General features: G+C 70.1%; 12 protein-coding genes. 7 read left to right on the top strand and 5 right to left on the bottom strand.

Going from position 1 to position 12,971, the window contains the following annotated elements; translation table 11 throughout:
• Window positions 1-5: 5 nt before the first annotated feature.
• Window positions 6-2,168 carry a methylmalonyl-CoA mutase gene (scpA, locus tag HZ992_RS11220; protein WP_371816810.1) on the bottom strand — a complete coding sequence of 721 codons (2,163 nt, stop codon included), beginning with the start codon at window positions 2,166-2,168 and terminating at the stop codon, window positions 6-8.
• A 143-nt stretch (window positions 2,169-2,311) separates the two neighbouring features.
• On the opposite strand from scpA, the gene HZ992_RS11225 reads away from it, so the two are divergent.
• Both HZ992_RS11225 and HZ992_RS11230 read left to right on the top strand, forming a co-directional pair.
• Window positions 2,312-3,001 (top strand): GntR family transcriptional regulator, encoded by a 690-nt coding sequence (locus HZ992_RS11225; RefSeq protein ID WP_209386713.1) that lies wholly within the window; start codon window positions 2,312-2,314, stop codon window positions 2,999-3,001.
• Window positions 3,002-3,032: 31 nt separating this feature from the next.
• Window positions 3,033-3,611: a dihydrofolate reductase gene (locus tag HZ992_RS11230; protein ID WP_209386714.1), complete on the top strand. Its 579-nt coding sequence runs from the start codon at window positions 3,033-3,035 to the stop codon at window positions 3,609-3,611.
• On the opposite strand, the gene HZ992_RS11235 is transcribed toward HZ992_RS11230, so the two are convergent.
• From HZ992_RS11235 to senB, 3 genes are read right to left on the bottom strand one after another with little or no spacing between them, the layout of a single operon-like run.
• Window positions 3,554-5,017: an amidase gene (locus HZ992_RS11235; RefSeq protein WP_209386715.1), complete on the bottom strand. Its 1,464-nt coding sequence runs from the start codon at window positions 5,015-5,017 to the stop codon at window positions 3,554-3,556. The two genes, HZ992_RS11230 and HZ992_RS11235, sit on opposite strands and share 58 nt — an antisense overlap.
• Before the next feature lie 35 nt (window positions 5,018-5,052).
• Window positions 5,053-6,117, bottom strand: coding sequence for a selenide, water dikinase SelD (gene selD, locus HZ992_RS11240; RefSeq protein WP_209386716.1), 1,065 nt, complete (start codon window positions 6,115-6,117; stop codon window positions 5,053-5,055).
• Entirely contained in the window at window positions 6,114-7,094 is a 981-nt protein-coding gene (gene senB, locus HZ992_RS11245; RefSeq protein WP_209386717.1) for a selenoneine biosynthesis selenosugar synthase SenB, read from the bottom strand. The genes selD and senB overlap by 4 nt, the downstream gene beginning before the upstream one ends.
• Before the next feature lie 18 nt (window positions 7,095-7,112).
• On the opposite strand from senB, the gene senA reads away from it, so the two are divergent.
• Window positions 7,113-8,312 carry a selenoneine synthase SenA gene (gene senA, locus HZ992_RS11250; protein WP_245213435.1) on the top strand — a complete coding sequence of 400 codons (1,200 nt, stop codon included), beginning with the start codon at window positions 7,113-7,115 and terminating at the stop codon, window positions 8,310-8,312.
• 8 nt (window positions 8,313-8,320) lie between these two features.
• Here the strand turns inward: senA and egtD are convergent, their stop codons facing one another.
• Complete coding sequence (gene egtD / locus HZ992_RS11255; protein ID WP_209386719.1) at window positions 8,321-9,283, bottom strand: L-histidine N(alpha)-methyltransferase; 963 nt, start codon at window positions 9,281-9,283, stop codon at window positions 8,321-8,323.
• Between the two features lie 122 nt (window positions 9,284-9,405).
• Here egtD and HZ992_RS11260 point away from each other — a divergent pair, with 122 nt between their 5' ends.
• From HZ992_RS11260 to HZ992_RS11275, 4 genes are read left to right on the top strand one after another with little or no spacing between them, the layout of a single operon-like run.
• Window positions 9,406-10,104 carry a TVP38/TMEM64 family protein gene (locus tag HZ992_RS11260; RefSeq protein WP_245213487.1) on the top strand — a complete coding sequence of 233 codons (699 nt, stop codon included), beginning with the start codon at window positions 9,406-9,408 and terminating at the stop codon, window positions 10,102-10,104.
• Window positions 10,101-11,480 carry an ATP-grasp domain-containing protein gene (locus tag HZ992_RS11265; RefSeq protein WP_209386721.1) on the top strand — a complete coding sequence of 460 codons (1,380 nt, stop codon included), beginning with the start codon at window positions 10,101-10,103 and terminating at the stop codon, window positions 11,478-11,480. Before HZ992_RS11260 ends, HZ992_RS11265 begins: the two co-directional genes overlap by 4 nt.
• Before the next feature lies 1 nt (window position 11,481).
• Window positions 11,482-12,102, top strand: coding sequence for a YHS domain-containing (seleno)protein (locus tag HZ992_RS11270; RefSeq protein ID WP_209386722.1), 621 nt, complete (start codon window positions 11,482-11,484; stop codon window positions 12,100-12,102).
• A 31-nt stretch (window positions 12,103-12,133) separates the two neighbouring features.
• Window positions 12,134-12,961: a DUF547 domain-containing protein gene (locus tag HZ992_RS11275; protein ID WP_209386723.1), complete on the top strand. Its 828-nt coding sequence runs from the start codon at window positions 12,134-12,136 to the stop codon at window positions 12,959-12,961.
• Window positions 12,962-12,971 lie beyond the last annotated feature (10 nt).

The following is a 12,971-nucleotide window of genomic DNA, read 5'->3' on the forward strand; positions in this document are numbered from 1 at the left end:
CGGGCTCAGGCCTTCTTGGGGAGGTTCTTCTTGATCTGCTCGAGCACGTCCTTCGCGCTCGCCGGGATCGGCGTGCCCGGGCCGTAGATGCCCTTCACGCCGGATTCGTACAGGAAGTCGTAGTCCTGGCGCGGGATCACGCCGCCGACGAAGACGATGATGTCGTCGGCGCCCTGCGCCTTCAGGCTCTGGATGATCGCCGGCACCAGCGTCTTGTGGCCAGCGGCCAGCGTGGACACACCCACCGCATGCACGTCGTTCTCGATCGCCTGGCGCGCGCATTCCTCGGCGGTCTGGAACAGTGGCCCCATGTCGACGTCGAAACCCAGGTCGGCGAAGGCCGTGGCGACGACCTTCGCGCCGCGGTCGTGGCCGTCCTGGCCGAGCTTGGCGATCATCACGCGCGGCCGGCGGCCCTGGCTCTCGGCGAAATCGGCGATCTCGGCCTTCAGCTTGTCCCAGCCCTCGGCACTGTCGTAGGCGGCTGCGTACACACCGGTCACCTTCTGCGTATCGGCGCGGTGGCGCCCCCAGGCCTTTTCCAAGGCATCCGACACCTCGCCCACCGTGGCACGCAGGCGCACCGCCTGGATGCTCAGGTCGAGCAGGTTTCCATGACCAGTCTCGGCACAGGCGCTCAGCGCGTCAAGCGCGGCCTTCACCTTGGCGGCATCGCGCTTGGCGCGCACCGACTGCAGGCGCTTGACCTGATTCTCGCGCACCGCGTGGTTGTCGACCTCGAGCGTCTCGATGGCGTCTTCCTTGGCGAGCTTGTACTTGTTGACGCCGACGATGACGTCGCGGCCCGAGTCGATGCGCGCCTGCTTCTCGGCCGCGCTGGCCTCGATCTTCAGCTTCGCCCAGCCGGAGTCGACCGCCTTGACCATGCCGCCCATCGCATCGACTTCCTCGATGATCGCCCAGGCGGCATCGGCCATGTCCTGCGTGAGCTTCTCCATCATGTAGCTGCCGGCCCAGGGGTCGATGACGTTCGTGATGTGGGTCTCTTCCTGGATGATCAGCTGCGTGTTGCGCGCGATGCGCGCGCTGAACTCGGTGGGAAGCGCGATGGCTTCGTCGAGCGCGTTGGTGTGCAGGCTCTGCGTGCCGCCGAACACCGCCGCCATCGCCTCGATGGTGGTGCGCACGACGTTGTTGTACGGGTCCTGCTCGGTGAGGCTCCAGCCCGAGGTCTGGCAGTGCGTGCGAAGCATCAGGCTCTTCGGGTTCTTGGGCGCGAACTCCTTCATGATCTTCCACCACAGCAGCCGCGCCGCGCGCATCTTGGCCACTTCGAGATAGAAGTTCATGCCGATGGCCCAGAAGAAGGAGAGGCGCCCGGCGAACTCGTCGACGTCCAGCCCCTTGGCCAGCGCCGTCTTCACGTACTCCTTGCCGTCGGCCAGCGTGAAGGCGAGCTCCAGCGCCTGGTTCGCGCCCGCCTCCTGCATGTGGTACCCGGAGATCGAGATCGAGTTGAACTTCGGCATCTTCTTGGCCGTGTACTCGATGATGTCGCCGATGATCCGCATGCTCGGCTCGGGCGGATAGATGTAGGTGTTGCGGACCATGAACTCCTTGAGGATGTCGTTCTGGATGGTCCCGCTCAGCTGGTCCTGCGCGACGCCCTGCTCCTCCGCCGCCACCACGTAGCCGGCCAGCACCGGCAGCACGGCGCCGTTCATCGTCATCGACACGCTGACCTTGTCGAGCGGGATGCCGTCGAACAGGATCTTCATGTCCTCCACCGAGTCGATCGCCACGCCGGCCTTGCCGACGTCGCCGGTGACGCGCGGGTGGTCGCTGTCGTAGCCGCGATGCGTCGCCAGGTCGAAGGCGACGCTCACGCCTTGCCCGCCGGCAGCCAATGCCTTGCGATAGAAGTCGTTCGAGGCTTCGGCGGTGGAGAAGCCGGCGTACTGGCGGATCGTCCACGGTCGCACCGCGTACATCGTGGCCTGCGGGCCGCGCACATAAGGCGCGAAGCCGGGCAAGGTGTCGGTGTAGTGCAGCGACTTCAGGTCCGCCGCCGTGTAGACCGGCTTGACGACGATGCCCTCGGGCGTGACCCAGTTCAGCGCCTCGACCTGGCCCGCGGGGGCCGATTTGGCGGCCGCCTTGTGCCACTGGGCCAGGGCTTCGGACGCGCGGACGGGGTCGTTGGACATGTTCATCTCCTCGGGCTTGGCTCACCGCTGCTCACACTCTGCGCTTTGCAGGGGTGGACGGAAACGCCGCGCTTGGCCATAATTCAAAATTGAATTATATCTTCAGTGCCTTGGCTTTCAGCCAGCTTTCGCCACCCGCCACCATGCCCGCGCTGCACCCCGACCTCCCCGTTCTCGCCGCGGGCCAGCCGCGCGCGAGCGGCCGCCTGGGTACGCGCGCGCTGTACGAACAGGTGGCCGAGCAGCTGCGCACGCGCATCCTCGCCCACACGCTGGCGCCGGGCAGCTGGATCGACGAGCAGGCGCTGGCCGCCGAGTACGGCATCAGTCGCACGCCGCTGCGCGAGGCGCTCAAGGTGCTGGCCGCCGAAGGCCTCGTGACGATGAAGCTGCGCCGCGGCGCCTACGTCACCGAGGTGTCCGAGCGTGATCTGGCCGAGGTCTTCCACCTTCTCGCGCTGCTGGAAAGCGACGCGGCGCGCATCGCCGCGCAGAAGGCCACGCCGGCCGAGATCACCGAGTTGCTGGCGATCCACGACGAGCTCGAATCGGCCATCGACGACCGCGACCGCTTCTTCGCCGCCAACGAGCGCTTCCACTTGCGCCTGCTCGAGATCGCCGACAACCGCTGGCGCATCCAGGTGGTGGCCGACCTGCGCAAGGTGATGAAGCTCAACCGCCGCCAGTCGCTGTTCAAGCAAGGCCGCCTCGAGGCCTCGCTGAGGGAGCACCGGCTGATCATGGCGGCGCTGAAAGCCCGCAATGCCGAGCGGGCGCGCGCACTGATGCACAAGCACCTCGAAGCCGGCCGCGAAGCCGCAGCGCTGGCCTGAGCCGGCGCACGCCGCTGCGACAATCGGCGGCATGAGCCGCCCCATCCTCGCCCTGATCGCCGCCGTGCCCCGCAATCGCGTCATCGGCCGCGGCAGCGATCTGGTCTTCCACGAGAGCGAAGACCAGAAGCACTTCCGCCGCGTGACGCTGGGCTGCCCGGTGATCATGGGCCGCAAGACATGGGACTCGCTGCCGCCGCGTTTTCGCCCGCTGCCGGGGCGGCGCAACATCGTCGTCACACGCAACGCGCAGTGGTCGGCGGAAGGTGCGCTGCGCGCTGGCTCGATCGACGAGGCCCTGCAGATCGCAGCCGATGCCGCCCGCGTCTTCGTGATCGGTGGCGCCGAGCTCTATGCGCTGGCGCTGCCGCAAGCCGACGAACTGGTGCTCACCGAGATCGACGCCGAACTCGACGGCGATGTCTTCTTCCCGGACTGGCCGCGCGCCCAGTTCAGGCAGACTTCCTCCGAGCCGCATGTCACCGCCGGTGGCGTCGGCTACCGCTTCAACCACTACGTCCGGCAGGCGACCGCTTCGTCCTCGGGCACGGTTCAGCCCGCCGGCTCCGGCGGCCGCAGCGACAGCAGCCCGCCGATCAGCGATTCGTAGGCCGCGGCCACGCGCAGCAGGGCCGCGTCGGCCTGCGGCTTCGCGATCAGCTGCAGGCCGGCGGGCCAGCGCCCGTTGGCATGAAAGCCGGCCGGAACGCTGATGCCCGGCGCGCCGGCGAAAGTGGCGTAGATCGTCGACTCCATCCAGCGGTGGTAGGTGTCCATCTCGCGGCCGGCGACGTGCGTCGGCCAGCGCTGCCCGATCGGGAATGGCCACACCTGCGTGACCGGCAGGGCGAGCACGTCGAAGCGCTCGAAGAGTTCGAGCATGCGCGCATGGAATGCCGTGCGGACTTCGCTGGCGCGCATGAACTCGGTGAAGCTCAGCGTCGCGCCCTGGTCGTATTCCCACAGCGCCTCGGGCTTGATGCGTTCGCGCGCACCGGGCCGCCCCAGCAACGCCCTGATCCGCGCACCGACGAGTGCCCGGCGCCACACCAGCCAGGCATCCCAGAGCCGCTCTGCGTCGAAGCCCAAGGCCGTGGGCTCGACCTGCGCGCCGGCCGCGGCGAAGCGCGCCAGCGCGGCTTCGGCCACGTCGAGCAGCCCCGGCTCCATCGCCAGGTGGCCGCCGAGATCGCCGAGCCAGGCAATGCGCAGGCCGCGCAGCGTGGCCGGGTCGGCCGCGGCCTGGAAGTCCTGCGGCCCCTCGGCGATCGACAGCGGCGCCCGCGGGTCATGGCCGGCCTGGATGGACAGCAGTTTCGCGAGGTCCTTCACCGTGCGCGCCATCGGCCCCTCGGTGCCGAGCTGGCTGACCCAGGTGTCGGCCGCTGGCCAGTACGGCACGCGGCCCTGGCTCGGGCGCAGGCCGAAGATGTTGGCCCAGGCCGCCGGGTTGCGCAGCGAGCCCATGAAGTCCGAGCCATCGGCCACCGGCAGCAGCCGCTGTGCGAGCGACACCGCAGCGCCGCCGCTGCTGCCGCCGGCGCTGACCGCCGGGTCCCAGGCGTTCGGCGTGGCGCCGAACAGTTCGTTGAAGGTGTGCGAGCCCAGGCCGAACTCGGGCAGGTTGGTCTTGCCCACGACGATGCAGCCGGCGGCTTTCATTCGCGCGGCCATCACGCTGTCGCGCGCCGGCAGCGCATCGGCGAGCAGCGGACTGCCCAGCGTGTTCGGGAAGCCGGTCACCGGCGAGGCGTCCTTGATCGCCTGCGGGATGCCGTGCAGCCAGCCGCGTGAACGGCCCTGCTCGAGCTCGGCATCGCGCTCGTCGGCCTGGCGCAGCAGCACCTCATCGGGTGCCAGGTTGACGATGGCGTTCAGCCGCGGGTTGAGCCGGTGGATGCGCTCAAGGTACGCGCCCATCACCTCGCGGCACGACACGCGGCGCGCATGGATCGCCGTCGACAGCGCATCGGCGTCGAGCGCGGTGAGGTCGCCGAGGTCGCCCAGGCGGCTCATGGCGGTGTCATCGCGGCCGCCGCGCAGGCTCGCTGTCAGGCGACGACCAGCCTCGGCGCTCCGCTGGCGGCAGTCACGCCGCCCACCACAGCGGCCTGTGCGAAGCCGTGGCGCTGGAAGGTGGCGAGCACCGCATCGAGCGATGCGGGCGTGCAGGCCACCAGCAGGCCGCCGCTGGTCTGCGGGTCGGTAAGCAGCGCGCGGTCTTCGGCGGCGAAGTTCGCCGGCAGACTCACATCGCTGCCATAACCCGCCCAGTTGCGCCCCGAAGCGCCTGTGACAAAGCCCTGCGCAGCGAGTTCGCGCACGCCACTCATCAGCGGCACGGCGGCCCAGTCCAGGTGCACTTCGCAGCGCGCCCCGCGGGCCATCTCCAGCGCGTGGCCGGCCAGGCCGAAGCCGGTGACGTCGGTCAGCGCGTGCACGCCGGGCAGCGCGGCGAGCTCGGGGCCGGGCGTGTTGAGCTTGGTGGTGGTCTCGATCATGCGGGCGTAGCCAGCGTCGCCCAATTCACCCTTCTTCAGCGCCGCCGACATCACGCCCACGCCCAGCGGCTTGCCGAGCACGAGCAGGTCGCCCGGCTGCGCATCGGCATTTCGCTTGACGTGCTTCGGATGCACCAGCCCCAGCGCCACGAGGCCGTAGATCGCCTCGACGGAATCGATGGTGTGGCCGCCGGCGATCGGGATGCCCGCGGCGCGGCACACCGAGGCGCCGCCTTCGAGGATGCGGCCGATGGTCTGCGTGGACAGCACGTTGATCGGCATGCCCACCAGCGCCAGCGCCATGATCGGGCGGCCGCCCATGGCGTAGACATCGCTGATGGCATTGGTGGCGGCGATGCGGCCGAAATCGTGCGGGTCGTCGACGATGGGCATGAAGAAGTCCGTCGTCGCGATCAGCGCCTGCTCGTCGTTGAGCTGGTAGACGGCCGCGTCGTCGGCGGTCTCGATGCCCACCAGCAGCTCTTTCGGGATCGGCATCGCGGCCGTGCCCTTGAGGATCTCGGAGAGCAGGCCCGGGGCGATCTTGCAGCCGCAGCCGCCGCCGTGCGACAGCGAGGTCAGGCGGGGTTCGGCGGGTTTTTCGGGTGCGTTCATCGTCGGTCTCCGGGGTCGGTGCGTTCTGTCAGTTCGGCCAGCAGGCGGTGCAGCGTGTCGCGTTCGGCCTGCGGCGAGAACAGCGGCGCGCGTTGCGCCACCTGGCGCGTCAAAGCCGGCAGCATATCGGCATCGTCGCGGGCGCGCTCCAGCAGGGTCGCCAGTGCTGCGTCGTCGCCGGGCGAAAAGTAGCCGTCGTAGTCTTCTCCGAGCAGGCCCAGGTTGCCGTCGATGCGCGAGGCCAGCACCGGCGTGCCGCTGCGCACGGCCTCGATGACCACGTGCGCCCCGCCTTCCATCCGGCTCGGGTGTACCAGCACATGGGCCGCCTGGATGCGCCGCCGGGTGGCCGCGTGCGGCAGCGCGCCGAGCCAGCGGTAGTTGGACTGCGCTGCGGCGCGCGCCTGCGCCAGCGCGCCCAGCGCCGGGTCGAGCGCCGCGCCGACATGGTCGAGCAGGATGTCGCTGCGCGAGGCCAGCCGCTCGGCGGCACGCAGGTAGGAGCGCGGATCCTTCTCCTCGCGCAGGTGGCCCACCATCAGGGCGCGCAGATGGCGCATCGTTCGCGGCAGCACGCGACGCGCCGGGCAGGACTGCAGCACCACGCGGCAGCGCTCGCGCAAGTCCAGCGGCAGCCGTTCGCAACCCAGTTCATTGAGCACCACGAGGCGGTCGGCGCGCTGAAGCGAGCCTTGCGCGTCGGCATCGCTGTCGATGTCGCGGTACAGGTCGGTGCCGGTGAGCACCAGCACCAGCGGCCGCTGCGGGTGCGCGGCGCGCCAGGCTCTCACCGAAGCCGCCGAGCGGCGGGCGTGCAACGCGATCATCAACGCTTCGTCGCCGCCGCGCCACTGGCCCGTCAAGGCAACGTTGTAAGCTGGACGCAGCAAACGCGACCAACGCTGCGCGGTCTGCCAGTTGCCGTTGTTGGCGTCCGCCAGCGCCGGGGTCACGATCACGATGGATTCACGATGCACGTCGCAAGCCTAACGCCAGTGGCACGTCTGGCCCGAGAGGGAAATGCCGATGTCGTCGCCCAGGCGCTGCAAGCCAGCCGGCGCGATACGCTGGCGACCTTCGCGTTGTACGAGCAGGCGCTGCCGGGCCTGGACGTGCCAAGACGGGGCGAGCTGAACCCGCCGCTGTGGGAACTGGGCCACATCGGCTGGTTCCAGGAGTACTGGCTGGTGCGCAATCCGCTCCGCGGCCACGGTGCGGCCGCCGACCCCGACGCACCGCGCGGCCGGCCGCTGCGCCCCGACGCCGATGCGCTCTACAACTCCAGCCGCGTGCCGCACGACTCACGCTGGTCGCTGCCGCTGCCCGATGCGCAGCGCACCCGCGACGAGCTGGTGCGTCAACTGGATTCGACGCTGGCGCTGCTGGGCGGCGTCGACGCTGGCGACGACGATTCGCTGTATTTCTACCGCCTCGCCCTGCTGCACGAAGACATGCACCACGAGGCGGCGCTCTACATGGCGCAGTCGCTGGGCATCGCGATCGACGATCCGCGCTGGCAGGCCACCGCCCTGCCCGCCCCGCCGCCGCCGATCCGCCTGCCCGCCGGGCGCTGGAAGCTCGGCAGCGAAGCGCGGCGCGGCTTCGCCTTCGACAACGAGCTCGCCGCGCACGAGGTCGAGGTGTCGGCCAGCGCCATCGATGCGCAAGCCGTGCGCTGGGCCGAGTACCTGCCCTTCGTCGAGGCCGGCGGCTACGGTGACGCGCGCTGGTGGAACGATGCCGGCCAGCGCTGGCTTGCAGAGCACCACGTCGCCGCGCCGCGATACCTGCGCCAGATCGATGGCACCTGGCAGCACTGGCGACACGGCCGCTGGTTGGCGCTCGACCTCGCCGAAGCAGCCTGCCATCTCACGCAGCACGAAGCGCTGGCCTGGTGCCGCTGGGCCGGGCGCCGCCTGCCCGGCGAGGCCGAATGGGAGCGCGCAGCCTTGACCCGGCCCGAGGCGTTCCGCTGGGGCGACGTGTGGGAATGGACGGCCAGCCCGTTCCAGCCCTTCCCCGGCTTTGCCGCACACCCCTACCGCGACTACTCTGCGCCCTGGTTCGACGGCAGGCCGGTGCTGCGCGGTGCCTCGTTCATGACGCAGCCGCGCTTGCGCCATCCGCGCTATCGCAACTACTTCCCCGCGTTCCGCAACGACGTGCCGGCCGGGTTCCGGACCTGTGCGCCGTGATGCGCGAGTCAGCCCGCGGCGAGGAACACCGCGAACCAGCCCTGCGGATCGGTCCAGTGGCGCACGGCGCCGAAGCCGGCCTCGCGCAGCAAGTCCTCGAAATCCGCCACCGCCCACTTGGCCGAGTTCTCGGTGTGGATGCGCTCGCCGGCGGCGAACTCTCGGCGTCCGCCGTTCCAGTGCACTGTCACGGCGTGCCGCGCCTGCAGATGCATCTGGATGCGCGAATGCACCGTATCGAAGTGGGCGACGTGTTGCCAGTCACGCACGCGGAAATCGGCACCGAGGAGGCGGTTGAGGTGATTCAGCAGGTTGAGGTTGAAGGCTGCGGTCACGCCGAGTTCGTCATCGTAGGCGGCCTCCAGCGTGGCCACCGGCTTGACCAGATCGACGCCGATCAGCAAGGCGCCGCCAGCCGCCGTGGCCCGCGCGTCGCGCAGCAAGCGCAGTGCTTGCGCAGGCGAGAAATTGCCGATCGAGGAGCCGGGATAGAACACGAGGCCGCGGCCGTCGACCAGCCGTTCGGGCAGTTGCAGTTGCGCCGAGAAGTCCAGGCCCACGCCGACCATCTGCATCGCCGGGTGCTCGCGCTGCAGGTGCTGAAGCGAGTCGCGCAGGAAATCCACCGAGATGTCGACCGCCACGTAACGCCGCGGCTCCAGGCGGCCGAACAGGCGTGCCGCCTTGGCGCAGTTGCCTGCACCCAGGTCGACCATCACCGGGCCGGCGCCTGTGGCGTCGCGCGCGGCCTCGGCCATCGCCGCGCCGTGCACCGCGAAGATCTCGGCCTCGGTGCGGGTCGGGTAGTACTCCTGCAGCTCGGTGATGGCGTCGAACAGCCGCGAGCCCAGCGGGTCGTAGAAGAACTTCGGCGACACGTGGGCCTGCGCCGCGAGCAGGCCGGCAGCCGCCTCGTCGGCCATCGCACGGTCGTCGATCCGGTGAAGCTGGATGAAAGTCGGGGTCTGCATCGTAGACGGGGGGTGCCGGGCCCCTGCGGCCCTCGGTCCGACTCTAGCAGCGCAACGCGGATACAGTGCCGGGGCCGAACCCCGACCCCTCCTTCAACTGACCCATCGACAATCACGCCTTGATGCGCTGGTCCACCACCCACTCGTTGTTTGCCGTGGTCGTGCTCGCGCTGGGGCTTGCCGTGGCCGGCTTGCTCACCGGCAGCGTGCCTGATCTCACGCAGCGCGAATGGTGGCTTGACCAGCATGCGCAGGGGCTGGCCTGGCAGGGCGAGTCGCCGTGGCTGTTCGCGATCGGCTTCGTGGCACTGTTCACCGTGCTGGCGGCCTTCACCTTGCCCGGCTGCGCACCGCTGTGCCTGTTCGCCGGCAGCTGCTACGGCGCCGTGGGCGGCACGCTGATCGTCGGCGCCGCGTCCACGCTGGGAGCGCTGCTGTCCTTTCTCACGGCGAGGCACCTGGCACGCGATCGTGTGGAGCGACGCTTCGGCCATCGGCTGCGCGTGCTCGACCTGGCAGTCTCCCGCCACGGCTGGCCGTGGGTGTTCTGGCTGCGCCTGGTTCCTGTCGTGCCCTACCCGCTGCTCAACCCTCTGCTCGGCCTGAGCCGGCTGTCGATGCGCGGTTTCCTGTGGCCCAGCTTCGCCGGGCTGACGATCGGCAGCGTGCCCTATGTGTGGGCCGGCCTCAGCCTGGTGGGCACACTGCAGACCGGTTCGCCCGACTGGGCCACGCTGGCCGGCGCGGCCACGCTGATGCTCGCCATCACGCTGACCGGCCGGCACTGGATGCAGCGCCGCGGCGCGGGGGCAGGCGGATGACGCCGGTGCCGCGTGTCGGCTGGCTGTTCGCCTACGACTGGGATCGCCTCGCGCTGGAGGCGATCGAGCGCGACGCTGGCCTGGCGCGATTCGACCATGCCGGCTTCGACCTGTTTTCGTTCCCGAGCAATGCCGCGCTGGTCGGCTTCGACCTCGAACGCTTTGCAGAAAGGCAGGCCGCCCGTGGCCGGCGAATGGGCTGGCAGGGCGTGCTCTCTCACCACGAGCAGTTCGGCGCATTGGCCGCCGCGCTGGTCGCCGAGCGGCTGGGGCTGCCTGGCGCCACACCCGAGTCGGTGATGGCGGCGCAGCACAAGCTGCACGCACGACAGGTGTTGCAGAAGGTGGCCCCCGAGGCCAACGTGGCCAGCCGGGAACTGCCCACGCAGTACGGCGAGCCGATTCCCGAGGGCCTGCCGTACCCCAGCTTCGTCAAGCCGGTGAAGGCAGCGTTCTCGGTGCTCGCGCGCCGCGTCGACAGCCGCGCCGAACTGCAGGCGCACACCCGCTTCGGCCGACGCGAGCTGTGGGTGATCCGGCGCCTCGTGGAGCCCTTCGAACGCGTGTGCAGGGCGCGGCTGCCGCAGGCCGGCAGCGCACATCGCATGTTGCTGGAGGAGCCGGCGCCGGCACACGCCTCGCAGTACAACCTCGACGGCTGGGTGCAGGACGGCCAGGTGCATGCGCTGGGCGTGGTCGACGCCATCATGTACCCAGGCACCCAGGCCTTCATGCGCTGGGAACACCCGAGCCGCGCGAGCGATGCCGTGCAGAAGCGCGCGCTGGACGTGGCGCGCCGCTTCCTCGGCGCCATCGGCTACCGGCATGGCTTCTTCAACCTCGAGTTCTTCCACGACGCGGCCAGCGACCGGCTCACCGTGATCGAGTGCAACCCGCGGCTGGCCTCGCAGTTCGCCGACCTGTACCGGCGCGTGCAGGGCGTGGATGCGCACGCCATGGCGGTGGCGCTGGCGAGGGGCGAAGCGCCCGAGCTCGTACCGCGCTGCGAGCCGACGGCCGGCGTGGCGGCAAGCCTGGTGTACCGGACCTTCGACCCGCTGCTTGCATCGCCGCCGCAGCCCGACGCGGCGGCCCGCTCGCGCTTCGCCGCGCAGCATCCGCAGGGCCTGCTGTTCGGCTTCCCCAAGCAGGGCCATTCGCTGGCACGCGACTTCAAGTGGACCGGCAGCCACCGCTACGCCATCGTGCACCTGGGCGCGGCCGACCGCGACGAGCTGCACCACCAGGCCGAGCGCGCCAGCGCGCTGTTCGGCTGGCCCGCCCCCTACTTCGACCACCCCGGCGAACACGCACCGGCAGCCGCCCCGGCCGCCGACTGGCGCAACCGATTCACCCCCCCTCTCGGAGCCTCCTGACATGACTTCCACCTTCACCCGACTGCTGCGCCGCTGGGCGCTGCTGGCCTGCCTGGCCCCGCTGGCCCTGGCCTCGCTGGGCGGCTGTTCGGCGATGACGGCACAGAACCCGTCCAGCGCGCTGAAGCCGGTCAATGCCGTCGCCGAAGGCGGCGACGATCGCGTCATGCTCAAGGGCGCCGACGTGGTGGCCTATTTCACCCAGAACCGTTACGTGCAGGGCAACCCGCAGTTCAAGAGCGTGCACGAGGCAGTGACCTTCCGCTTCGCCAACGCCGAGCACAAGGCGCTGTTCGACGCCGCGCCGCAGAAGTACCTGCCGCAATATGGCGGCTACTGCGCCAACGGCATCGTCTACGGCATCCCCTGGGGCGGAGACGCCGACACCTGGCGCATGATCGACGGCAAGCTCTACGTCTTCGGCGGCCAGGGCAGCAAGGACGCCTTCGAGCTCGACGTCGCCGCCAACCTGAAGCTCGCCAACCAGTACTGGGCCGAGGAAGTCGCAGGCAGCAACAGCATCTGGCAGCGCAGCAAGCGGCTGGTGTTCCGCGTGCCGCACTACAAGAACGGCGAGCAACTGGCCAAGGACGTGGCCGCGGCGAAAGCGAAGAAGGGCTGACGCCGTGCACCGCTTCAGGAGCCCGGCCCCCATGACACCGTCGACCCACCGCCGCCGCTTGCTGCTGGCCTCGGCCGCTGCCTTGCTGCTGCCTGCCGCGCGAGCGCAGGCTTTCGACCACGGCCACGCCGCCTGGACGGCGCTGCTGCGCAAGCATGTGGTGCCGCTGCGCGGCGGGCAGGCCTCGCAGGTCCGCTACGCCGGCATGGCGGCCGATCGCGGCGCGCTGAAGGCCTATCTCGACAGCCTGTCGGCGGTCGGCGAAAGCAGCTTCGCCGCCTTCAGCAAGGCCCAGCAGATGGCCTTCCTGATCAACGCCTACAACGGCTTCACCGTCGAGCTGATCCTCACGCGCTGGCCCAAGCTCGAGTCGATCAAGGACCTCGGCTCGCTGCTGCAGAGCCCGTGGAAGCCGAAATGGGTGCCGCTGCTGGGCGGCAAGGTCTCGCTCGACGACATCGAGCACGCGATGCTGCGCCAGCGCGGCCGCTACGACGACCCGCGCGTGCACTTCGCCGTCAACTGCGCGAGCATCGGCTGCCCGGCGCTGCGCGAGGAGGCCTTCGACGCGGCGCGGCTGGACGCCCAGCTCGATGAGCAGGCGCTGCGCTTCATGAGCGACCGCACGCGCAACCGTTTCGACGCCGCCGGCGGCCGGCTGCAGGTGTCGAAGATCTTCGACTGGTTCGGCGAGGACTTCCGCCTCGGCCACCGCGGCATTGCCTCGCTGCCCGCCTTCCTGGCGCGTTACGCCGACGTGCTGGCCGATGCGCCGGCAGATCGCGAGCGCATCCGCGCCGGCCAGGCCGGCATCGGCTTCCTCGACTACGACTGGAAGCTCAACGACGCCGGCCGCTGAGTCGGCGAGC

Origin of the sequence: Rhizobacter sp. AJA081-3, assembly GCF_017795745.1 — a bacterium.
GTDB lineage: Bacteria > Pseudomonadota > Gammaproteobacteria > Burkholderiales > Burkholderiaceae_C > Piscinibacter.

Excerpts from the sequence above, each read along its gene's own strand:
- scpA (WP_371816810.1), bottom strand. The coding sequence starts at position 2,168 with ATGTCCAACGACCCCGTCCGCGCGTCCGAAGCCCTGGCCCAGTGGCAC.
- HZ992_RS11225 (WP_209386713.1), top strand. The coding sequence starts at position 2,312 with ATGCCCGCGCTGCACCCCGACCTCCCCGTTCTCGCCGCGGGCCAGCCG.
- HZ992_RS11230 (WP_209386714.1), top strand. The coding sequence starts at position 3,033 with ATGAGCCGCCCCATCCTCGCCCTGATCGCCGCCGTGCCCCGCAATCGC.
- HZ992_RS11235 (WP_209386715.1), bottom strand. The coding sequence starts at position 5,017 with ATGAGCCGCCTGGGCGACCTCGGCGACCTCACCGCGCTCGACGCCGAT.
- selD (WP_209386716.1), bottom strand. The coding sequence starts at position 6,117 with ATGAACGCACCCGAAAAACCCGCCGAACCCCGCCTGACCTCGCTGTCG.
- egtD (WP_209386719.1), bottom strand. The coding sequence starts at position 9,283 with ATGCAGACCCCGACTTTCATCCAGCTTCACCGGATCGACGACCGTGCG.
- HZ992_RS11260 (WP_245213487.1), top strand. The coding sequence starts at position 9,406 with ATGCGCTGGTCCACCACCCACTCGTTGTTTGCCGTGGTCGTGCTCGCG.
- HZ992_RS11265 (WP_209386721.1), top strand. The coding sequence starts at position 10,101 with ATGACGCCGGTGCCGCGTGTCGGCTGGCTGTTCGCCTACGACTGGGAT.
- HZ992_RS11270 (WP_209386722.1), top strand. The coding sequence starts at position 11,482 with ATGACTTCCACCTTCACCCGACTGCTGCGCCGCTGGGCGCTGCTGGCC.
- HZ992_RS11275 (WP_209386723.1), top strand. The coding sequence starts at position 12,134 with ATGACACCGTCGACCCACCGCCGCCGCTTGCTGCTGGCCTCGGCCGCT.